The organism is Vibrio sp. NH-UV-68 (assembly GCF_042940635.1).
GTDB classification, from domain to species: domain Bacteria; phylum Pseudomonadota; class Gammaproteobacteria; order Enterobacterales; family Vibrionaceae; genus Vibrio; species Vibrio pacinii.
This window is the reverse complement of record NZ_CP134975.1, coordinates 2,189,119-2,211,448: the sequence shown is the minus strand read 5'-3', so window position 1 is coordinate 2,211,448 and position 22,330 is coordinate 2,189,119. Positions and strand designations below refer to the sequence as shown.

Here is a 22,330-nt window from a genome sequence, read left to right as displayed (position 1 = left end):
TTAGCCTCCAAATAGTCGTTTGAAAATGCCTTTTTTCTGTTCAGTCAGGAAGCGGAAATCCACTTGCTGGCCAAGCAGACGCTCGACGGTGTCGGCGTAGGCCATACCAGCATCAGACTGTTCATCAAAGATTACCGGAACACCTTTGTTTGAGGCGTTCAATACTGCTTGGCTTTCTGGAATAACACCAAGCAGGCCGATGTGCAAAATTTCTTCAACGTCTTCAACACTGAGCATTTCACCTTGCGTTACGCGCAATGGGTTGTAGCGAGTTAACAGTAGGTGCTGTTTTACTGGTTCTAACCCTTCCTCGGCACGGAGAGACTTCGAGTCAAGGATACCTAGGATACGGTCCGAGTCACGGACAGACGAGACTTCTGGGTTAGTGGTGACAATCGCTTCATCTGCAAAGTATAGTGCCATTAATGCACCTTGCTCGATACCAGCAGGGGAGTCACAAATAATAAAGTCAAAGCCCATCTCATCGAGTTCGTCGAGAACACGGCGCACGCCTTCTCGAGTCAATGCGTCTTTATCGCGTGTTTGTGAGGCAGGCAAAATAAACAGGTTTTTTGTGCGTTTGTCTTTGATCATCGCTTGATTGAGAGTCGCTTCACCGTTGATGACGTTAACAAAGTCATAAACGACGCGGCGCTCACAGCCCATGATTAAGTCGAGATTACGTAAGCCGATATCAAAGTCGATAACGGCGGTTTTTTTACCTTTTACCGCCAGACCAGAAGCGATCGCGGCACTAGATGTGGTTTTACCCACTCCGCCTTTACCTGAAGTGACAACAATAACGCGTGCCATTATCCGTTCCTTTTATTTTTAAATTGTTAACAACTCGAACTTGAGCGAGTCATTGTCCAAACTGAACATTATCTTTTGTTGCCAGAACTGTTCTGGGAATTGCTCGGTAAGCCAGTAGTGTCCGGCAATTGACATCAGTTCTGCATTAAGTTTGTTGCAGATTATCATCGCAGAGGTATTACCGCTTGCTCCTGCGATTGCGCGGCCACGCAATGTGCCATGGATATGGATAGAGCCATCTGCGATCACCTCAGCGCCTTCGCTAACATGATTGAGCACAACTAAGTCAGCGTCCTTGGCATAAATTTGCTGGCCAGAACGGACCGGAGTGCGAATAACTTTAGTCGGTGCCATTTTCGCCGGGGCTTGGGACGGCGACTTACTGGCTGACATCACGGCAAACTTGGCTTCAGAGGCTAGGTTTTGCGTCCGCTTATCTTTACAGCCAGTCACCCCTACGGGAATCATGCCCGCTTGGGAAATGCCCTGTTTTAGTCTCTGAAAATCTAATTCACCCTCGACTTGGGCAATATTGATCACCACTGGTGCATGCGAGAAAAATGCTGGTGCCTGCTCTACCTTTTGCTGTAGAAAATCGATTGTTCTGTCAATATCATTGTCAGAAAGGTGTAAAACTGACAAAGTAAAGCTACTGCCTTTTAGGTCTGGGGTATGTGACATCTTTTACTTACAACCTCTTAAGGGCGTTGCTTGAGACTAGGGGTGTCATGTTATATTCCCATTATAAGCACAGCAAGTTATCTTGCGCTCAATTGACCGTTTTGCTCTCAAAAATAGCGAAACATTAACGTTCCACCCAATAATCGGACTAAAGGCTCACAATGCTTTGTGCAATATACAAAAGTGCTAAAAAAGAAGGCGCTTATCTATACATTCCTAAAAAGGATGATTTTTCACAAGTTCCTGACACATTGATGCAGATGTTTGGCAAACCTACTATGGTTATGGTGGTCAAATTAGACGGACGAACCTTAGCACAAGTTGATATTGAAAAAGTGAAGCAATCGCTGCTAGATGATGGTTACTTTTTACAGCTTCCACCACCGCCAAAAAATTTATTAGACGAATACAAAGAGCACAAACAAACTCGCCAGCAATCTAAATAAAAATAACGCTAACTAAGATTGCCGATTCTATTGCTCAAGGAGGGCAATGTGAAAAAACTACTGTCAGTCGCATTAGGTCTCGCTCTCGCCAGTTCGGCGAATGCCAACCCAGTGAGTTTCGAACAATATGTCGAAGGTTTAAAACAAGAAGCCCGTCAAAAAGGCATTTCAGAACAAGTGCTCAACCAAGCATTTGCGGATGTCACGCATAAACCGCGTGCGGTCAAAGCGGATAAAAACCAGCCTGAGAAAAGGCTCACTCTTGATGAGTACATTCCACGCGCTGTGCCAGACTGGAAAGTCAAACAAGCCAAAGATCTCTACCAGAAGCATTACGCTGACCTAAGTAGGATTGGCGAGCAATATGGTGTTCAGCCACGGTTTATTGTTGCCCTTTGGGGCGTCGAGAGTAACTTTGGTACTTTTACTGGTCACTACCCAGTGATCGATGCTCTGTCGACCCTTGCTTACGATGGCAGACGTGAGGCCTTTTTCCGCAAAGAGACCATGGCTGCGCTGCAAATTCTTGATGAAGGGCATATCGATTTCAACGACTTCAAAGGCTCATGGGCTGGCGCGATGGGGCAATGTCAATTTATGCCGAGTTCGTTTCTTTCCTTTGCCGCTGACGGCAATGATGATGGCAAGAAAGATATTTGGAACACTGAAGCCGATGTTTTTGCTTCTGCGGCTAATTATCTCAGTCAATCAGGTTGGAGTGACACATACACTTGGGGGCGTCAGGTTAAACTGCCGCAAGGGTTTGATACCAGTATTCAAGGTCGTAGTGACGAGAAAGGTAAGTACTTACAACAGTGGAGTAAGCTCGGCGTCACTCGCTACGATGGTCGTCCGTTACCCATACTTGATAAGGATATTAAGGCTTGGTTGATCGCTCCTGATGACGCTAATGGCCGTGTTTATCTGGTGTACAATAACTACAATGTATTAATGAAGTGGAATCGCTCTTACTACTTCGCTCTTGCCGTCAGTCATTTGGCGGATAGAATTACTTTGTAAATAAACAATGTATTGCAAAGGAGCTCAATTGAGCTCCTTTTTCATTTTGGAGAGAATGTGCTTTCAGAACGTGCTGCGCAAATGGTGGTCTTTGCCGCTTTGCTAAAACATAAGAACTTTACTTTAGCAGCCAAGAGTCTTGAGGTGTCGGTTTCTCATGTCAGCAAACAATTGGCACAGTTGGAGTCCTCACTAGGTGTAAAGCTTGTACAACGTACTACCCGTAGTTTTACGCCAACAGAAGTGGGGCAGAAGTTTTACCAGCATTGTGTTCAGTTAGTGTCGATTGTGGGTGAGGCAGATCTTGAAGTGGAGAGCCAGCGAGACGAAGTCGCAGGTTTGGTTAAGATCGGCTTATCTCAGTCGTTTGGGACTTTGCATATCATTCCTGCTATTGATGAGCTGCGTCGACAGTATCCAAATCTGCAAGTTGAAGTTCACCTCTTTGATTACAAGGTGGACATGCTAGAAGAAGGGCTAGATCTTTGGATCACCAACAATGAACATTTACCCGAAGGATACGTGGCTCAGCGTTTGGCTGACTCTCAGTTTGTGGTGGCTGCGTCTCCTGATTACTTAGTCAAGCATCAAACCCCCATTCACCCCAGTGAGCTAATTGATCACAACTGCTTGATCTATCGTAGTTGGGAGAGAGATTACACTCGATGGGCGTTCAGCAACCATCAAGAGCAGCTGAATATCAAAGTGTCGGGTAACTACTCGGTAGACTTAGCAGAAGCAGTTCGCGATGCAGCGGTGGCAGGGTGGGGGATTGCATATCTCGCAACTTATCTGATTGGTGACGAGTTTAAACGTGGGCAACTGATTCAGTTGTTTCCCGATTGGTGTGCATGCCAGAGTATGCCGTTTTATGCGGTTTACCCAAGTCGTCGTTATTTGCCTAAGAAGACGGTCGCTGTCATTGAGTTTATTAAACAAAAAATCGGTAATCCGTGTCACTGGGATAAGAGGCTCGCGCCATATGTACAACGACCTTGATTAGACAAGTGCTCACGAACAAGTTTTTCCGAGTCCATAAACATAATTTCCAAATAGAAAAAATCGAATTAAGCAAACGTTTATATGTTTTTTAATCAATGACTTAAGAAGGTGGTGTTTTTTTGCTCGGCATAAAATACATCCATTTAACAACTGTGATTTGCATCTCATTTTTAAATCAATAGACTCCGACGCCACTCTTGTTCCCCTTTTTGTCGGATTCATTTTATGAACTCAATACTTGGTATCGTCGCCATACTATTCACCGCTTGGCTACTGTCTACAAATAGAAAGCAAATCAACTTTAAAACAGTGTCACTGGCTTTTGTGCTGCAAATTACCTTTGCCTTGTTGGTACTTTATGTTCCGGCGGGCAAAGAGGCGTTAAGTAGCGTTACGGGGGCTGTGTCCAACCTGATTAATTATGGACAAGAAGGTATTACTTTCTTATTTGGTGGTTTAGCTACGGGTGGTTTTACTTTTGCGATCAATGTGCTTGGTATCATCATTTTCTTCTCTGCTCTGATTTCAGGCCTTTATCATATTGGGTTGATGCCAAAAGTGATTAACTTCATTGGCGGTGGTTTGCAAAAACTACTTGGTATTGGCCGCGCCGAGTCGCTTTCGGCAACGGCGAACATTTTTGTTGGCATGATAGAAGCACCGTTAGTGGTAAAGCCCTACCTTAAACAAATGACAAATTCACAATTTTTCGCAGTGATGACTGGTGGACTGGCGTCTGTAGCTGGTGGCACTTTGGTCGGTTACGCGTCGTTGGGAGTGGATCTCAACTACCTGATTGCGGCAGCGTTTATGTCAGCGCCAGCAGGTTTGCTAATGGCCAAAATCTTAGTGCCAGAGACCGAAACGATCGATAGTGCCACTGAGCTTGATAACGCAGAAATGCCCAAAGCGACCAATGTCGTTGAAGCCATGGCAGATGGCGCGATGTCGGGTTTACGAATTGCGGTTGCAGTTGGTGCAACGTTGCTGGCATTTATCAGTGTGATTGCCATGCTTAACGGTATGCTTGGCTGGGTTGGGGATTTCATTGGGGTTTCGCTGAGCTTTGAACTTATCCTTGGCTACCTGTTTGCGCCAGTGGCGTGGTTAGTGGGTATTCCTTGGCATGAAGCGGTCACCGCAGGATCTTTGATTGGCAATAAAATTGTGGTTAATGAGTTTGTCGCCTTCATTCAATTGATGGAAGTGCAGAGTCAATTGAGTGAACACTCGCAAGCGATTGTTACCTTTGCATTATGTGGTTTTGCTAATATTTCAACCATGGCGATGTTGATTGGTGGGCTAGGTAGCCTAGTGCCTGAGAAACGCCCGTTTATTTCTAAATATGGGTTCCGCGCCATTGCAGCGGGCGTGATGGCCAATTTAATGAGTGCCTCTATTGCAGGTGTTATTCTCAGTTTGTAACAAGGCGCATAGGGCATATGCGGTTAGGCTTGTGCTTTTTGAGTTGAATCTAAATAAAACGGGCAGCCCAATGGGCTGCCCGTTGTTTTATCTCGATCTTGTTTGAGATTATTTTTTGGTGTGGAACTGCTCACAGGCGAGCATGGTGTTTTCAATCAAGCTAGCGACCGTCATTGGGCCAACACCACCAGGGACTGGCGTGATGAAACTTGCGTGCTCTTTTGCATTTGCGTAGTCAATATCCCCGACAAGCTTGCCAGACTCTAAACGGTTAATACCAACATCCACCACGACTGCACCATCTTTAATCCAGTTACCTGGGATGAAGTTCGGCTTACCTACCGCAACTACCACGACATCTGCTTGACGAACATGGCCTTCTAAATCTTTGGTAAAACGGTGACATGTGGTTGTCGTACAACCCGCAAGCAATAGCTCTAAGGTCATCGGGCGGCCGACGATGTTGGAAGCACCAACAACAACCGCATGTTTACCACGTAGATCGATGTTATAACGGTCAAGTAGGGTAATAATGCCTTTTGGCGTACATGATCGAAGCTTAGGAATGCGTTGTGCTAGGCGCCCGACATTATATGGGTGAAAGCCGTCGACATCTTTTTCAGGGTGGATGCGTTCGAGAACGTGAGTGGTATCGATGCCCGCTGGTAGCGGAAGTTGAACTAAGATACCGTCGATCTCAGCGTCGTTGTTTAGCTCATCAATTAATGCGAGAAGGTCTTGTTCACTTGTGCTGGCGGGTAAATCAAATGACTTGGATACAAATCCTACTTCTTCACACGCGCGGCGCTTGCTGCCTACATACACTTGTGATGCGGCGTCTTCGCCAACTAGCACTACTGCAAGTCCTGGGGCACGTAACCCCGCTTCTTTACGAGCCTTTACTCGTGCCGCAACTTCAGAGCGCACTGTTTGAGAAATAAGAGTTCCATCGATATTTTGAGCTGTCATGACTTTCCTTAAGAAATGAATGGCGACTTATTTGCCGCGCATTGTCGCAAATTATTTAATGAACATCTATAAGCAAACGTTTGCTTCGTGGTAAATTTAAGCAATTAATGCTGCGGTGACTTTTTTTTGTTCATTCAGGATAGATTGTTAACAAAAGCTCTTGTGTTAACAGTTTGAACTCGTATAATTCTGTCCCTGTAGCGCGCCCTTAGCTCAGCTGGATAGAGCACGTCCCTTCTAAGGATGTGGTCGTAGGTTCGAATCCTACAGGGCGTGCCATATATTTTGGGGGTTAGCAGGTTAGTACTTGCTAACCCCCTTTTCATTTCTGGAATTTCTAGTCAAGTTACTAGTCAAGTAAGCGTGTAGCTAAACGAAATCGGATGTAATCTTTTTTGAGATACTGTCACTTAACTTACTGTAGTTTCTAGTGCTTGTGTTTAGCCAAAACCCGATTACGGACTGATGTTAACGAGCGTAATTAAGAGTGGTTATGCGGGCAGTGAGTTTGATGGAGCGTTTGAGAGAGACGGGGTGGTTGGTTGCCTAGTTCATACAGGAACGTTTCACTAGGCTTGGCAGAGAATGTTGTGCAAGTGGCATTAATGCTACATAACTTTGTTTATTTATTGCATGTTGGAGGCTGTCCATGGATATGCCTTATAGGCGAATTGACTTGTTCGCCCCTTCCCACAGCTCTTCATGTTTGTACGTAAAGTCTGTGTTTTTATAGATCTCGGATTTAAGTGTTAGTACGGCATTGCGCCCGCACTTTCTTCTATCCAAGCTTCGATTGTTTCTCTCTTCCAACCTACGATTTTTGGGCTTATCGCGGTTGGTTTCGGTAGTTGCCCAGATTTTCTCCAGCGCCAGATTGTCACTTTGCTGATACCAAGGTAGTCAGCTAGATCATTGATTCGAATAAATTCTTTGTTTTTCATTTAGTCTCTCGTCGTTTAGTTATTGTCGTTATGGAGAGTCAGATATAGATGACTCCTTTTCGGCGGTTAGCCGAAGTTTTCTTAAGAATTCAAATGAGATTTTGAACCCCTTACTAGTGTTGTAATGATCCGTTATTTCAATCAGTTACTCAATTCACTACTACTTATATTTGGTCAAATTTTAGCCGTTTGATGTTATTTTTTTAACTTAGTTGAATCATTTCTTTGCAAGCTAGAGCCCTCGCGTCCAATGAAAGTTTCACTTTTTTAGGCTCGCTTTGATAGCCCCCTTTAGGCCAGATATACCCTAATGAGGTCATCAATGCCTTGAAGAGTTTGGTTGCAGCAGTCTGGGTACAATCTTCTTTGCGTTCATTATCTGGTAGCAAGTGTTTAAATGTCTCCCAATTGCCGAAAATTTCTGTGGCGATGCCATGAACTTGGGGGCGAGAAAGTACCAGCGTATCATTTTCACCTTGGTAGTCTGGATTTTGTAAAATCCGTGACTTAATGAATTTCGCGGGCTCAACAAGGTACTTGTTTTGGGCAGTCCCATTGGGTCTCCAAATTTCTTTATATAGTGGTTTGTTCCGAAATTCTTCATCGAAAAGAATGTCTTGCTCAGTGATCTCCTCTAGTTGATAGTCGCGCATGATCTCGTATTTCTTGAGCATTGCCAGCTCTTCAAACCCGACTTGATTGCTCATTAGTAGCTTTTCTGCTTCGGCTTGTGTAATCAGGCTTGCCGCTAAAATAGCCTTGATTCGCGCTTCGAGATCTTTAGCCTTTAGCAGGTTGAATCGAAAAACACCTTCTTCAAGCTGCTCTTTGCTTGATTGCTGTACTTGGACATTGAAACCAAGCCGCTTCAGGTTCCACATCATGCTAAGAGGTTGATTCGCGTTGAATAGTTGTTTCTTGTCTTCAAACTCATTACGAAGGATGTCGCGGTCAGATTCAGTGTCACAAGGAAGAGTAGGGACATAATTAAAATGGTCATTTTGAGTCAAGTAAAACGTAATGTTTTTACTTGCGCGGAAACGCCTTGAGAAATTGACCAATTCATCAATTCCCAGCACTAAGTCACTGACTACGTTAACATTGTCTGTATATTCAGCTTCGCATGAGTAGCCAGAAGCTAGGCACGGTGAAGCCATAATCATGTTGTAATTGGTGCACTCTTCTGATGGAGATGTTAGAAAACTTGATTGTGCTTTCATGTTCTTGTTGCTGCCTGTTAGTACCAAAACCTGTTTCTTAAGTGCAACTTTTTCACAAGCTTGCCCACTCTTATCAGTCAACCCCATGTCGATCATTGTCATGCGCATTGACCTCAGAGAGTCGAAAAGGATGACATTTTCACCTTTGAGCTGGTTAGCTGTGTTGCCAAAAGCGGCAAATTTATTTGCGATAGTGACGTTGATGTTGCTGTATGGGTTTTGCGTCGCGCGGATGATTTGGATGCTTTTACGATGTTTACGCAACCAGCGTAGGGTGGTATCTGTAATATCGGCATCGGCAACAACGACCTTGGGAACCTTCTGGATCGCTAGAGTCAGTACGTCAAATACCTCGTCACGGATCGTGTCGTTATGACCACAGACATTGGCCATAACTTTTTCAAATTCATCGATAATGAGTATGTCGCAGTTCAAGATGACTGAAGCTAGATGATCTTTATAGACACTGTTAACGACAACACCCAGTGACGTTGCGTTTTCGATCTCAAATAATGAGTTATTCTTGTAATTTACTGCTCCAACAGCTTCGCAAAGCTGCTTTACGAGGGGAATTAGGTACGAGAGATAGACTACCCTCTTGTTTTCAGTGGCTGACCTTATCATTGGCTGCAATGCAAGTTTTGTTTTCCCTGTGCCTGTTTTTCCCAGCAATACTGTTGTATCAAATTGAGTGTCTTCGATGAGGTAGCTGACATTGTCGAACGACTCAACTTCAACTAATCGGTCGAATTCAGTCACTTTCGTAGCATCACTAAGCATCGACTCATAATTGGCCTGTGTTTTGTTTAAGGCGTTGAGGAGCTTCTGGTAACCATTTGAACCAGCATCAAGGTAGTGCGATAGGCAAGATTCGGAAGTTTCGAAATGGAGTGGAATTTTCTGAATCAGATTCCTCGAGATTGAGTCAGCAAGCGTTGTGCTTCTGAAAAGTTTGTAGCCTTCGAGCAGTGTTTGAACTGTGCTGAGCCTGTCAAAATGGATTCCAGTTGCTAAATCAAAAATTGGCAAACGAGTATTTTCCACGTTCTCTGCTAGTGCCTTTTCTGAAAGTTCAGGGTGCATCTTAGAATCGATTACTATTTCAATGTCACGAATATTGGCTTGTTTGTAAGAGCTCGCGACCTCAAAAAAATTATTTTTGCCGTACATCGGAGCGACGATCCTTCGATCAGAACATTCGTAATTAATACCATTGGATATAAGAATAGAGATTTTGTTCTCCTGAAGGTTTTTGATTCCGATATGTTCGCTAGCTGTTGATTCGTTTAAAATTTTCATAGTGTAAATTCTTATTGTTATGATTTTTGGGTACACCTTGCCTGACGTCAGATAGATGATCACTCAGTATCTGAATGCTAGAACAAGGGATTGGATATTGATTGAACTAGGTTTGCTAGGTAAGCATCGCTGTGCCCTTCAAACTGTTGAACCTGTTTGAGGGCATTGCATTGAGTAGAAGCAAGTCACCTTGATACCAGCTAACCCAAAACTTCGTTTTGAATTGTTCGATGTGGCTCTGTAGGCGGCGTATGCACTTAAAGTTCAACCAATTGTTTGGCGTGAGTGAAGTGCACCTAAAAATGGAGTAGACCACTTTGGTTGAACGGTTGGTTCCGCTTGATATGACTGTTGAAAGTGTTTGTTTTGTTGAGTTCCTGTCGAAGTATTGCATGACTTTGTATCGTTGATTTGAGCGAATCATACACACCTAACTATGTGGTAGTCCATTCACTACTACTTATAAAATCAATGGATTAGCAAGTTTTTCCAGGATTCGGCGTTTAATCAATGATTTATGTGCTGGAATTTTTAAACAAAAAAGGCCACTTTCTCTGTGTTATTAAAGAAATGATAAAGTGGCCTCCCAAAGCTGTGCTTTGAAGTTAGTCGAATGGTTCATGAGCGAAGCTCATGGATTTCGTCCTTAGTAACCTTAATTACTCTAAATTCGGGTGAGTCTGTGTCGGAGGCCTGGTTCGTAAAGTGCGGTTCGGGTTTTAGGAACTAAGAAGGCTTTGCCCCATTATGCGTTAACGTAATTACTCAGTTGCGAATCGTGCGACTGAAATCACTGTACTTTTCCTTATGGTTAGCGGTTAAGGGGCAGTACCTAAATACTCCTAAACCTATCAAAATAGGTATCTCTATAGAGATATATTGGCATGCATAATTAATCATTCACATAGAGGGACATCAACAGGGTTCGAACATAAGTGTTTAAGGTACGCCTTGTTGCTTTACTATGGTTCAATTTCAAGTGGTGGTAGGGTTACACAATCGATTTGCTGCCTCAAAGCTAAAAACTGTTTCTTCTTAGCTGTCGCTACATAATTTCTCTTACGATACATTCGACCATTGCCCAAGTGCATCACAAGATTTTGGTCATAGTTATGAGCATGAGGAGATGATGGAAATGGGTCTACATCATTCTTATGAACAACCCAAACCTCTCCTTTAACCCTATATTTCTTCTTCTCGATAACAACAGGGACACCTGATGGTATCAACGTCTCTTTAGAGATAACCTTTTGAATAATTAGTGGTAAGTTAGATATAAATTCATCGCTTAGTGATGAAATTACAGAATCAGCGCAACTGCAATCTACATCCTTGGCCCCTAGTTCTTCGATGATCTCTGCCGCACTAACAATACGGTTTAACTTACTTTCGATTGACTCGATGACAGAACTTAATTTAACCATATTAAGTACTTGATCTAATTCCAAATTGAACTCCTTTTCTTGAACCATAATACTGAATTAAGATGTCAGCAACGCTGCCAGCAAGCCTTAATTATGCACCATAGACACAAAACCCAGCCTTGAGCTAGAAATGCCAATCTTTGGGAATCATTCTTAAGTGCTCTGATATGTTTGATCTTTGTACTGAGTTAACTTACCTTCTTCTAAACTCAAATACCGCAAATATTCTTGAGGCATATAATTGCGCATGATGTATGCGTGCTTTTTGGTTACTCCTTCTGCACTTTCCAAACAATAAAAAACCTGATACAAAAAATTTGCAAGTATCTTGGCTTGGTCTACTAAGTAGGTTTCTTTTGCAATTGTTGATAACGGATACCTATCGCCAGTATCGACTACACACCAATTTCTGTTTTTAACTTTATATTTATGGACAACTAAATTATCCGAATCAAAGAATGCTAAGTCATCTTTTTCCCAATGACATAAAGCTATTAGAGGATCTTGGGGGTTGGAAAACCCTATAAAACCATGATCAAGCAGAAACACATATGGGCAACCTTTGGTCTTTGAGGATGACCACCCCACAACAGTCTCTAGAGACTCTGCACCCGTATTGTAAGCGAATATAAAAGCCGCTACCTTTCGTGTTTCGGTTGGATTGAGCGAAGAGATAGACGCTATGTTTTCCATTGCTTTATCAAACTCTTTTTGATCAAGTGTTGTTTTTACTTCTATTACACCAATCACACACTCAATTGGAAAAAATTTAGTTTGAGTCATTGAGAAAAAGTTCGAGTACTTGTCTTTCTCATAAATAATGATATCTGACTGCCTAGCTTGTTTTCCCTTTCTATCTATTACAACCCCTGTTTCAACACCAAATCTAGGAGGCAAAAACCTTTCGAGTAATGACAGCAAACTGTTTTCATTGCCTGTCCCTTTCACGCCTTGGTGCTCGAAATTAGCGTTAATCTTTCTGACCTCAGAAATCAAAATTTCTGAAATTCCAGAAAAGTAGTTTTCTATCACTATTGAACTCCTTATAAAACACAAAACTTTCTATACGGTTTTTCCGTTTTCCTTCCCCAGAACTTACCACATATCGCCGTATAAGCGATAACATAATAAGGAGTTAAGTAACTGAATAGTATTACTATTATATCTAATTACTCACCAAATGGGTAAAGGAGGTAGCGATTCGTATATAACGCTAATTAACAACCAGAACTGATACTGTCTAATCATTCTCACAATGAGTGGACAACAGGGCGTATTTTAGGAATGTACATAGATTTGCATGCTCAAGTACACTTTCTGCATAAAGTCCTTTTGATAGTCTGGTTGCAGATTGGAAGAAATTATCCATTTCCGTTCACGGGCGGCACCTTAGCAAACGGTATAATTCTGCGTTTTGCAGTACTAAAACTTATCCTATGGGTTGATCTAGGTCAGCGAGCCTAAGTCGGTTCTGTCCAAGGACGTGTTGACGCCGACTTCGACAAGCATCAAGGGGTTCTGATTAATCTGATTCTGACTTTTGACTACAATTAAAGTTATTTGTCAGGAAGCGTAAGTATGGATGGCTTCAGTCTAGTGATGCTGTTTATTGCTGGGGTATTGATTTCACTTAGCCTTTCAAGCTTTCGTAGTACAGCGGAAAAAAATCGGCAGGAAGAGATAAACCGCAGCTCCAGGCGAATTAATCAAAAGGTGAATGAGTATCTAGAACTCGGAATTAGGCCTATCGATTCAGAGATTCGCAGTAAGCGTAATGAGTATATGTTTGAAGAAGCAAGTTTTGATTTATATCGATACAAGGCGACTGGTCGAGTCGCAGGGCATGGGTTCCGATACCGAATGAGAATTGCTAAAGGGTTGACGTACAATGCTGGAGTGGGACAACTGCACGCAAATAAAGACTGGGTGAAGGATGACAAGGCCCTAGTTACTATATCCAATCAAGCAATAATCTGTACATCAACCACGAGTTCTAAACGATTTACCTGGACATCATTGGCAAAGTTGGAAGTCTTTGCTAATGGGTTTGTTTTGACACCCTCAAGAGGGGCGGTGTTAATGTTTGAATGTGAAGAGCCTACATCTAAACACCATTCTGTTTTAGCTCTACTTGGTATGGAGCAAGAAGAATCTGGCACTTTAGCTACAGCGCATATTCTACAGGGTGAGGATGATAATGGTAACGAAGAGTCTCAAAGTTCAGACTCCTCGAACGACGAGTCCATCCATACAAACGATTTTGCAAATGAAGATGGAGTTAACTCTTTCCATAAGCGAAGTGCAACTTGCGACGCTCATGGTATTCGCTCTGGAGATCATGAAACTACAAGTAGTTCTATGTCTTATGAGGTTGTTAGAGAAAAAGAGAAAGTTGCGAGAAAGCTGAAGAAATGGGCAGTAAATCAGCATCAAATCAATGCGCAGATTCTTAATGCTTTCCTTAAGTTAAGGCGATATGGGAGTGACCGAGTCACAGTATCGATGATGCGGAATCAACTGCCGAACATAAAGAGTTTTCAATCAAACTTTGATCAAATGAAGTCCATCTCTTCCAAAAATCATGGCAAAGTATTTGATGTATCAGGAGACGAAGTGACTGTTTGGTCTATCGTTGAAGCAGAAGTACTCGAATACGAAAGAGTAGTATTTCCTGATATTGATTGTTGATTGATCAATTTGTTTGGCTTGCAATCATATGGATATTGGCACAGCTTTGTTCAAATGTTTGAAACAACCCTCAGCCTTCGATATTTCTTAGGCGTTTCATTAAAAACTCTGTGAAATACAGCGGCATTTCAATGTTTTGAGTCTCGGCCGTTGGAGAACCTTGAGTTCCTGTTAGCTTGATAGTTTTGTGTGGGCTGCACTTGGTTATGTAAGATGGCAGTGATTTCGCTCGTGTGCGATTACTACATTTAATCTCCACAGGAATAATTTGGCCACGCTCGTCGCTAATGATTAGTTCCATCTCTGCGCGAGCATCGCTCCATGAAAAAGTTGGTTCAATCCCCAAAGATGCTAATTCCTGGTGAACAAAGTTTTCCGCAATATACCCCTTGTATTCATGACCTTGTCGTTTGATTTCAAGGTAGCTCGTGTCTAGCAAATGGTTTAGAAGCCCCACATCAAGCAGAAACAGTTTGAATGTGTTTTCTTTTTTATGTGCGACGAGCGGGGGCTTCGGCTGTCCCTCAATGATGTAGTTCTTTAAAACCAATTGGCCCTGTTGAAGCCAACGAATGGCGCTTTCGTATTCTGCATAACGGGATTTACGTTCATGGACACCTTTAAACTTGAACCGCTTTACTGACTTGTCATGAACTGATGATAGTTGAGCTGGAATGCTTCGAAATACAGACTCAAGTAACCTGGCATCAACGCTGGCAGAGTGTTGGCCGAAAGCATGCATGTACCCATCAATTAGTCTCCTCTGGACTTCAGATACGGCTTCTATTCGTCGAAGAATGTTAGTTTCTGAGTTTTCGAACCATGTATTAACTGCTTCAGGCATGCCGCCGACGTAGTAGTAATCATTCAAAAGCTCTAATAGTTTGGTGTGTGCCACTGGCGAGTTAACCTGTTGTTCAAAAGCTTTCTGCAATGTTTTATCACCCGACGCCCATACAAATTCTCTGAAGCTTAAAGGTCTCAAGCAGTGCTGTTCGACTTTGCCAACAGGAAATGATGTAAGCAGACCAATGGTAGAGCCACAAGCAGCAACATATGCCCCTGGGGCTTGTTCTGCGAAGTATTTGAGGGAGGTTACTGCCCTTGGGCATTCGCCAATATCATCTAGAATGAGAAGGTCTGTGTCTAAATTGAAGGCTTCTCCAGTTAGGAGCTCAATGTTAGCAATGATGGCTTTTGGGTTTAGAGACCCAGAGAAAGCTTCCATCAACTGAGGGCTTTCTAAAAAATCGATTTTTAGAACTTTTTTAAATTCTCTGCCGAGAAGATCTTGCAGTAAGTATGTCTTTCCTGTTTGCTTCGCTCCTTCAATGAGTAGAGGTTTCCTGGTTTTGCTATTTTTCCACGCGATTAGTTTTTGCAGAAGTTTCCGATTCACCGAGGCATCCTATTTAAAAGCTTTGAGTATATATGATTACACTTTAATGCGCACAAAAGTGCAACATCAAACAATTATTGGCGCATGAAAATGTGTTGATGGTTCTATTAAGTGCGCATGAGATTGGGATAAAGTTTCATATTGGGTATCTAAGCTCGTCCTTAGATAGATGGGCTCTCTACAAAACCATGCTTGTCTGGTATTTTGACAACTCAGGAATCTTCGCTCAAGGAAAACGATGCCATACTGCAAAACCGCATTAATTGTAACCGAGCAAATGAATACGCGATTGGTGCTAGACCAACTGGCTCAAACAATGTTCAATGCGCCTCGTGCTGTCCAGTGTGAGTGGAATCCTGATCAATTTGCTATAGACAATGGGATGAACAACATTCGTGCTGTGATTGATGATGGTAAGGGACTCATTCTGCTGTATTGCCGCTACTCACAATACATTGATATCGGCGAATCGGTAATCAAACAGTTTGCTGCTGAACAAGGCTTTTTAACGGAAAGTTTGGAATCCTAGCTTAAATTTTAAATTCCTGATCTTCAAAAATGGCCACTTTCTCTGTTTATATATAAAAATGAAAAAGTGGCCTGGCTCAAAGTTAACCAAAGCTGGCGCTTTGAAGTAAGTCGACCTCTTCATGAGCTATGCTCATGGTTTACCATTGCTAGAGACTTTTCCTGATTTTAATAACTCCTCTGTGTAGTAAGCGTAGTTTCACTTCAGTACGCAGACATCTCTGCTAAAGCCCCAAGGCGATTAATGACCTCCAGATGACCTGCAAACTTTCGAATGCTCAATGCATCTACGATAATGGCACTCGCGATTTGAAGAAGATCCAAATTCTTACGATGCTCTTTGAAGTCATTTATTATTTGCTGCTTTAGTGAAACGTCGAACTCAAATCTAAATCGTGGGTAACCACCTTGGTCTTCATATTGGATAACAAGGTATTGTGAATGGCTATAGAACATAGATGAGTAGAGCTCAAAAAGCTCATCAATTCTTTCAAAATCAGCAGTAGTGAAACTAAATTGATTGTGTCTGAAATCGAAATCGGTGATTTCTAGCGTGTTAATTAACGTTATCGTGAGCATGTAACAAACCAACTTTGGAGCTTTGATAAAACCTGAGTTGGTTGGCTGTTTATCCATGATTTCTAAGCATGAATTCGAGCGTAAGTTGTTGGTAAGGTAAGCTACTTGAGGAAGTTCATTGATGTTAAATTTGATCATTGTATCGCTCCTTTGGTTTAAAGAGTGCTAGATAACAGGCATGACAAATCCACCGCTGTTAAGCAGTGTCGAATTGAATGTCTGAATTTGATTGCTGAGTTGTTCATCATGTCTCCAATTTGCCAATAAAAATACAGTTCACACTTACTCGACGAATCGAGCGTTTGGTTATTAGTATTTTTATTAACAGTCGGATACACGAATCAATAGAAGGTATATCTGAACACCAAAGCGTAATCTTTGGCTGGGATTAACTTAGTCAGTAAAATTTCATCGGCAAGGCTGAGTGAGCAAAAAATTCTTAGATGTGATCTAGGTCTCTAAATTGTGGGTAATTTCTCTAAAGCTGTTCAAGCCATTATTCATTTGATAAAGAGAGGGCCACTTTCCCTGTTTATATATAAATATCAAAAAGTGGCTAAACCAAAGCTTCGCTTTGAAGGCACTCGACTCTTTCATGAGCAGAGCTCATGGGCACTTCTTAGTATTTCTTACTGGTATTAAGAATTCTTAATATGGTTAAGAATTGGCAAGAAACCTCAGCCTAACGGGTTAGCCTGAAGGCTGTTGTGAGTTAATAGGGGCTTAGCTATTCATTAAGGTAGAGCTCTGCCATGCCATCTAAACGGGCTTTTACTTCTTTCCAGTTCGGCATCACGCTGCTGAGTAACCGCCAAAACTTTTCACTGTGGTTGTGTTCTTCGATGTGGCAAAGCTCATGCAAGATTACATAATCAATACACTCTTTTGGTGCTTTGATGAGGTGTGGGTTAAGCATTAGGCTTCCTTTGGCTGAGCAGCTTCCCCATTGCTTTGTCATCGGCAGGACTCGAAAGCTAGGGATGCCGTCAACCCATTTAGCTTGCGGTAGTAACTCCGATAGACGTTCATGGAACACCCGTTCAGCACGAACCTTGTACCAGTTGCGTACTAACGCTCGAACCATGGCTGTTTTGTCCTCGTTAAACCTGGTCAAGGTGACAAGTAACTTGCCGCGTGTCATTTTTACCGAGGGCAGGGCATCGGCATCCTCAACAATTTTTAGTACATAGCGGCGACCGAGATAGAACTGCATTTCACCGCTGACGTATTGCTTGGGCTGCACATACTCCAAGTGGCCTCTGAACTCTTTAAGTGCATCATAAACCCACTTGGCACGTTTCATCACGGCTTGATGAATATCCTCACGCTCAGCGTCTTCAGGGGCGGTTACTACCACCTCACAATTGGGATGAACCTTAATTGTGATTTTACGCCTTACTTTTTGCTCCGAAGTGGCTTGCACGTTTGGTTTGCGAACGACTTCATAACTGACAGCTTCATCGCCGTAGACGAAGCTGTATTCCTCTTTGTTGCTTTCTTTTGAGCTGACCGATGTCATTAATGGTGACCCGCCAAACCTAATCGAGTGATTTGCACAATTTCGTCGACCAAGATCTGAGCCTTATCGACACCAAGATCGGCAAAGAGTAGCGGAAGAATCTCCAGGCTGATCTGGTTTTCGATTTCTACGGGGTTGATAGAAAACTCCGCGACAGCCTTGCGCACTTTCTCGTCAATCTCTAACGCGTAATTAAAGTATTGATCTTCAGTGAGCTGTGGCCCTGCTTTCTCATGTTTCAAAAACAGACCAAAGTAGGCTTGCACATGGCGTTTAATCTTTGGGTCTAGTTCTGCGAAGCGATCAGTTGGCATGCCTTCTACATTGCGCTCTTTCACTTGCTGTTCAAAATCAGCAAATAGAAGGTACTGTTTCACTGGAGCATCAAACATCTCTTTGGCTTGTTGAATCGCTTGTTTAAGAAGCTTTGAGAAGTACTCTTGGGCGTATGGGTCATCGGCAAGGTCTTGTTCAATCATCTTAGTGACACGACCTGTAATCGCATCCTTTTTGTTACGCGCCTCATCATCACTCAGTTGCTCTGGCTTAACATCTTTACCCATACTGCCGACCAGATACGCGCCTTTAGACTCTTGGATCTCAACGCCACCAATGTGCTTGTCTAACATGGTACGGATACTCTCAGCATACTCGTCGTAATCAATGGTTTCTTCGGCATCTTCGCGTACCTGCTTGCGCAGTTCAGCCATAGACTTAAGCGTTTTTTTGTAGAGTTCGCGTTTATCGTCAAAGCTTTTGTCTTCAAAATAGGTAGCTGATTGCAGAGCCACTTTTAGGCAGTTGGAGAAAGCCGTTAACGACGCGTAGAAGTCTTCACGCTTCTTTTGATTGGTATCAGTGAGCTGTCCATCGATAGTGTCAATCTTTGGTGCAAGAACCTGACGCAGAGCAGGGCCATCTTGTTTATTTGGCACTTCAGCGAAAATTGCCCATAGCTCACTATAAAGACCTGGCAGCTTCTTATATTCGGTGTCCATGCGACTGTATAAGCCTTTAAGGTCATCGATATCAAAACCACCTTGGGTACGCTCAGCCAAGTCTTGGTAGTCCGCAATGGTGGCATCGAGCTCTTTCAATATTCCACGGTAATCGATGAGGTAACCAAACTCTTTCTTCTGATGTAGTCGGTTCACACGAGCGATGGCTTGGATAAGGTTATGTTGTTTCAGCGGCTTATCGATGTACAGCACCGTGTTCTTTGGTTCATCAAAGCCTGTTAGAAGCTTATCCACCACGATCATCAAATCGGGGCCATCGTCTTTGGCGAATTCTTCAATGATGCGTTTGGTGTAGGCTTTTTCATCTTCGTTGCCGACATTATCCTTCCACCAATTTTGCACCATGTCTTTGCTTTCACCATCGACCGTATCGTGCCCTTCACGGGTGTCTGGCGGTGACATAGCGACAACCGAAGTGACCTTGCCAATTTGGTCAAGAAGCTTCTTGTATTGGATGGCAGACGCTTTTGAGTCGCACGCAAGCTGGCCCTTTAAACCTTGGCGTTTGAAGTTTTGGAAATGGTCAGAAATGTCGTGAGCGATAAGCTCGATACGTCCCTCGGTTTGATAGATTTGACCTTTTTGAGCAAACTTCTTCTTCAAATCGGTACGCTGTTTTTCGGTCAGCTTATCGGTGATGCGGTCAAACCAAGCATCGAGCGCTTTGTCGTTGGTGCTGAGCTCTGGCACACGCTCTTCATACAGCAAAGGAGTTACCGTTTTGTCTTCCACCGCCTGTTGCATGGTATACGAATGGATGATCTTACCGAACTTGTTTTCTGTCTTATCATCTTGCAGTAGCGGTGTCCCCGTAAAGCCAATGTAAGCGGCCTTTGGCAACGCTTGTTGCATTCGAATGTTGTTTTCACCGTTTTGGCTGCGGTGGCCTTCATCAACCAGTACAATCATGTCAGAGCTGTCGTTGTAACACTCTGGCAGTTCAATTGCGGTGCCAAACTTGTTGATGATGGAGAAGATAATACGCTCGTTGCCTTTACCAATTTGTTCAGCAAGGCGTTTGCCTGTCGTTGCCATGGCTGTTTTACGATCTTTTTCAGACAGCGCACCGCCAGAGGCAAACGTTCGTGCTAGCTGATCTTCCAAATCAACACGGTCTGTTACGACAACAACACGGCACTTGGCGAGTTCTTTAATCCAAATCAGTGCCTTAGATAAGAACACCATGGTAAAGGACTTACCTGAGCCTGTGGTATGCCAGATAACGCCTCCGTTACGTGCGCCTTTCTCGTCAAAGGAGGTTACGCGTTCAATCAGGGCTTTAATGCCAAATACTTGCTGATAACGCGCCACGATTTTGCCCGCTTTTTTATCAAACAAGGTGAAAAGTTGAGTCATTTCCAGAAGGCGGTCATGTCGAAGCAGCGATACCAACAAGCGGTCTTGATCAGTCACCATTAAATCACCGCCCGCAATCAGCGATAGGTATTCATCACGTACTTTGGCTGGGCGGTGCGCAAACAGTTTATCGAGCTGATCTGGCGTCAGTGGTGTGTTTTTCAGGCGTGCAAAGGTGGCATCGGTGATCTGTTCTTCTTTCCATTTCGCCCAAAACTTACTCGGTGTGCCGCAGGTGCCATATAAGCCTTCATTTCCGTTCACCGACATGAGTAATTGACTGTAGGCAAATAGGTGTGGGATCTCATCAACTTTTTGGTTGCGGATGTTTTGTGAAATACCTTCGGCCACCGTTGGCTTGCCCTCATGCGAGGAGTCTGGGCGCTTGGCTTCAATCACTACCCAAGGCAGGCCATTCACATAGCAGACAATATCTGGAATACGCTTGCACGTGCCATGCGCATTTTCGACCTCTAGCTCTTCAGTAAAATGGAACTGGTTGTTTTCTGGGTTTTGCCAATCAATGATATCAATCGTTGGGTTAGCTTTTTTACCCTCCACAAACTCGGTCACGCTAATGCCGTAGGTGAGGGCGTTATACAGCTTTTCATTCGCGGCTTTTAACCCTTCATTCATGGCAGGGTTGGCAAGCTCATGGACGATTTTATCCATCGCAGCTTCTGATAGCTGGCGATCCTTACCCATAAACGAGAAGGTTTTGTGTTTGAGCACATCACGCAGTACATCAGGCAAAATGACCGTGGAAAGATTGCCACGTTTCATCACACACTCTCTTGGTGGAATGAACTGATAGCCAAGGTTGGTGAGCAAGGTTAACGCGGGAATTTTTGCGCTTTGTTCTTCTCGGAAGTTTGGGATCTGACTCATGCGGGTTCACCTTGTAAAGATGGACGAACATCAGTTTCAAATACATCCATCAGTTTTAATTTTTGAGCAAGTTTATCTGTGATGGAGTCATCATCGAATCTAGCAAAATGTGCTTTGTAACAACGGAAAGTTTCTTTTATTTCATTCCATGGCTTGCCAGTATCATCTTCTTTGAAGTGCTGATCAGCGATGGCTCTCTTGTCATTGGTATCGATATCTGCTGAGTAATAGTTGATACAGAATGATTTGTTTGCTCGTCCATCAAGAAAAAGAACAACGTCTGATTCATTACTCCAACTTTCGTATGAGAAACGAATTGCAGGGAAACCATGCCACGTATGAATCGTCGTCTGTAAGTTGCACTCTAATGTCGACTGAAGCTCTTGAAGCAACGATTGTTGGTAAGCTTTGATTGCTTTCTCTTGAAGCCTTTGGGCTGCTTTAAATTCGGTGAGATTATCTAATACAAAATCAATACTCTCTTTTGAGAGGGTGGGTTTAGCCATTATGTTCTCCAAGTGAAGCAGAAACTCACGCAATAAAATTGTCCACTTATTTAATGGTTGATTAAGGAAGTGGTCAGCAAGCTGTTGTTTAATTGAGAGAATAAGCTGTGGGTAACTAATTCCAACCCAATTGGTCTCTTCAGCGACACCTGTAGGTGACAAGACCACGAAAATAGCTGTCTTACCTTCAAACCTATCTTGATGCATTTCATCACTAATAAACGATTCATAATCGTCAAAAGGATTGTTTTGTTGATGGAATAGTTTGTTTTCGAGAACGATTACCCATTCCTGACTTTCGATTAGTAAGTCGATTCGTTTGCCTGTAGACGTAACCACTTCCCTCTGAGGGCTTTCGATTAGCATTGAGTCAAGAGACTGAAATTTATCTGAACAGCTTAGTAATGCATTAAGAACTAAATCATCTAGCCCGTGAGCAGCATTGGTATCGCAAAAAAAAGCGAGAATATCTGTGGTTGGATTCTCGTAGTAGCCGCGACTACCTATACTAAATATGGTTGGCTCGGATTCTTCTTCTATGGGAATGCTTTTAATTTTGTCCAGTAACCTTTGTACTCGTAACAGCGTTTGCTTTTCCATGATAGTTG

General features: G+C 43.1%; 18 protein-coding genes and 1 tRNA gene. 7 read left to right on the top strand and 12 right to left on the bottom strand.

Annotation, left to right across the window (positions count from 1 at the left end):
* Both minD and minC read right to left on the bottom strand, forming a co-directional pair.
* A complete protein-coding gene (gene minD / locus ViNHUV68_RS09960) occupies positions 1-813 on the bottom strand; it encodes a septum site-determining protein MinD (protein ID WP_038172960.1) in 813 nt (270 codons plus the stop codon).
* Between the two features lie 18 nt (positions 814-831).
* On the bottom strand, positions 832-1,494 hold the full coding sequence (gene minC, locus ViNHUV68_RS09955) for a septum site-determining protein MinC (protein ID WP_038172959.1): 663 nt from the start codon (positions 1,492-1,494) through the stop codon (positions 832-834).
* 161 nt (positions 1,495-1,655) lie between these two features.
* Between minC and ViNHUV68_RS09950 the strand changes: the two genes are divergently transcribed.
* The 4 genes from ViNHUV68_RS09950 (at position 1,656) to ViNHUV68_RS09935 (ending at position 5,387) form a co-directional block, all read left to right on the top strand.
* Complete coding sequence (locus ViNHUV68_RS09950) at positions 1,656-1,940, top strand: YcgL domain-containing protein (RefSeq protein WP_038172958.1); 285 nt, start codon at positions 1,656-1,658, stop codon at positions 1,938-1,940.
* Positions 1,941-1,988: 48 nt separating this feature from the next.
* Entirely contained in the window at positions 1,989-2,960 is a 972-nt protein-coding gene (locus ViNHUV68_RS09945) for a lytic transglycosylase domain-containing protein (RefSeq protein WP_038172957.1), read from the top strand.
* A 57-nt stretch (positions 2,961-3,017) separates the two neighbouring features.
* Complete coding sequence (locus tag ViNHUV68_RS09940) at positions 3,018-3,959, top strand: LysR family transcriptional regulator (protein WP_038172956.1); 942 nt, start codon at positions 3,018-3,020, stop codon at positions 3,957-3,959.
* Between the two features lie 228 nt (positions 3,960-4,187).
* A complete protein-coding gene (locus ViNHUV68_RS09935) occupies positions 4,188-5,387 on the top strand; it encodes a NupC/NupG family nucleoside CNT transporter (RefSeq protein ID WP_038172955.1) in 1,200 nt (399 codons plus the stop codon).
* A gap of 108 nt (positions 5,388-5,495) precedes the next feature.
* On the opposite strand, the gene folD is transcribed toward ViNHUV68_RS09935, so the two are convergent.
* Entirely contained in the window at positions 5,496-6,356 is an 861-nt protein-coding gene (gene folD / locus ViNHUV68_RS09930) for a bifunctional methylenetetrahydrofolate dehydrogenase/methenyltetrahydrofolate cyclohydrolase FolD (protein WP_038172954.1), read from the bottom strand.
* 202 nt (positions 6,357-6,558) lie between these two features.
* Between folD and ViNHUV68_RS09925 the strand changes: the two genes are divergently transcribed.
* Positions 6,559-6,635: transfer RNA gene (locus ViNHUV68_RS09925), tRNA-Arg, on the top strand.
* A 470-nt stretch (positions 6,636-7,105) separates the two neighbouring features.
* Here ViNHUV68_RS09925 and ViNHUV68_RS09920 read toward each other — a convergent pair.
* The 4 genes from ViNHUV68_RS09920 to ViNHUV68_RS09905 form a co-directional block, all read right to left on the bottom strand.
* Entirely contained in the window at positions 7,106-7,297 is a 192-nt protein-coding gene (locus ViNHUV68_RS09920; protein ID WP_017069162.1) for an AlpA family transcriptional regulator, read from the bottom strand.
* 203 nt (positions 7,298-7,500) lie between these two features.
* Complete coding sequence (locus ViNHUV68_RS09915) at positions 7,501-9,816, bottom strand: DEAD/DEAH box helicase (protein ID WP_391087845.1); 2,316 nt, start codon at positions 9,814-9,816, stop codon at positions 7,501-7,503.
* Between the two features lie 962 nt (positions 9,817-10,778).
* The gene (locus ViNHUV68_RS09910) at positions 10,779-11,264 is read right to left on the bottom strand and encodes a hypothetical protein (protein WP_391087842.1); all 486 of its coding nucleotides are present in this window, start codon (positions 11,262-11,264) and stop codon (positions 10,779-10,781) included.
* A gap of 129 nt (positions 11,265-11,393) precedes the next feature.
* Positions 11,394-12,272, bottom strand: a complete 879-nt coding sequence (locus ViNHUV68_RS09905) for a DUF6602 domain-containing protein (protein ID WP_391087839.1) — start codon at positions 12,270-12,272, stop codon at positions 11,394-11,396.
* A 546-nt stretch (positions 12,273-12,818) separates the two neighbouring features.
* Between ViNHUV68_RS09905 and ViNHUV68_RS09900 the strand changes: the two genes are divergently transcribed.
* Positions 12,819-13,928, top strand: coding sequence for a hypothetical protein (locus ViNHUV68_RS09900; RefSeq protein ID WP_391087836.1), 1,110 nt, complete (start codon positions 12,819-12,821; stop codon positions 13,926-13,928).
* A 70-nt stretch (positions 13,929-13,998) separates the two neighbouring features.
* On the opposite strand, the gene ViNHUV68_RS09895 is transcribed toward ViNHUV68_RS09900, so the two are convergent.
* Positions 13,999-15,327, bottom strand: coding sequence for a DUF4143 domain-containing protein (locus tag ViNHUV68_RS09895; RefSeq protein ID WP_391087833.1), 1,329 nt, complete (start codon positions 15,325-15,327; stop codon positions 13,999-14,001).
* 238 nt (positions 15,328-15,565) lie between these two features.
* Between ViNHUV68_RS09895 and ViNHUV68_RS09890 the strand changes: the two genes are divergently transcribed.
* On the top strand, positions 15,566-15,856 hold the full coding sequence (locus ViNHUV68_RS09890; protein ID WP_145577879.1) for a hypothetical protein: 291 nt from the start codon (positions 15,566-15,568) through the stop codon (positions 15,854-15,856).
* Between the two features lie 203 nt (positions 15,857-16,059).
* On the opposite strand, the gene ViNHUV68_RS09885 is transcribed toward ViNHUV68_RS09890, so the two are convergent.
* The 4 genes from ViNHUV68_RS09885 to ViNHUV68_RS09870 all read right to left on the bottom strand — a co-directional run bounded on the left by ViNHUV68_RS09885 (position 16,060) and on the right by ViNHUV68_RS09870 (position 22,322).
* Positions 16,060-16,572 (bottom strand): hypothetical protein, encoded by a 513-nt coding sequence (locus tag ViNHUV68_RS09885; protein ID WP_391087830.1) that lies wholly within the window; start codon positions 16,570-16,572, stop codon positions 16,060-16,062.
* 589 nt (positions 16,573-17,161) lie between these two features.
* Positions 17,162-17,953, bottom strand: coding sequence for a YgjP-like metallopeptidase domain-containing protein (locus ViNHUV68_RS09880; RefSeq protein WP_391087828.1), 792 nt, complete (start codon positions 17,951-17,953; stop codon positions 17,162-17,164).
* Positions 17,953-21,216: an HsdR family type I site-specific deoxyribonuclease gene (locus ViNHUV68_RS09875; RefSeq protein WP_391087825.1), complete on the bottom strand. Its 3,264-nt coding sequence runs from the start codon at positions 21,214-21,216 to the stop codon at positions 17,953-17,955. Before ViNHUV68_RS09875 ends, ViNHUV68_RS09880 begins: the two co-directional genes overlap by 1 nt.
* On the bottom strand, positions 21,213-22,322 hold the full coding sequence (locus ViNHUV68_RS09870; RefSeq protein ID WP_391087823.1) for a PD-(D/E)XK nuclease family protein: 1,110 nt from the start codon (positions 22,320-22,322) through the stop codon (positions 21,213-21,215). Before ViNHUV68_RS09870 ends, ViNHUV68_RS09875 begins: the two co-directional genes overlap by 4 nt.
* Positions 22,323-22,330 lie beyond the last annotated feature (8 nt).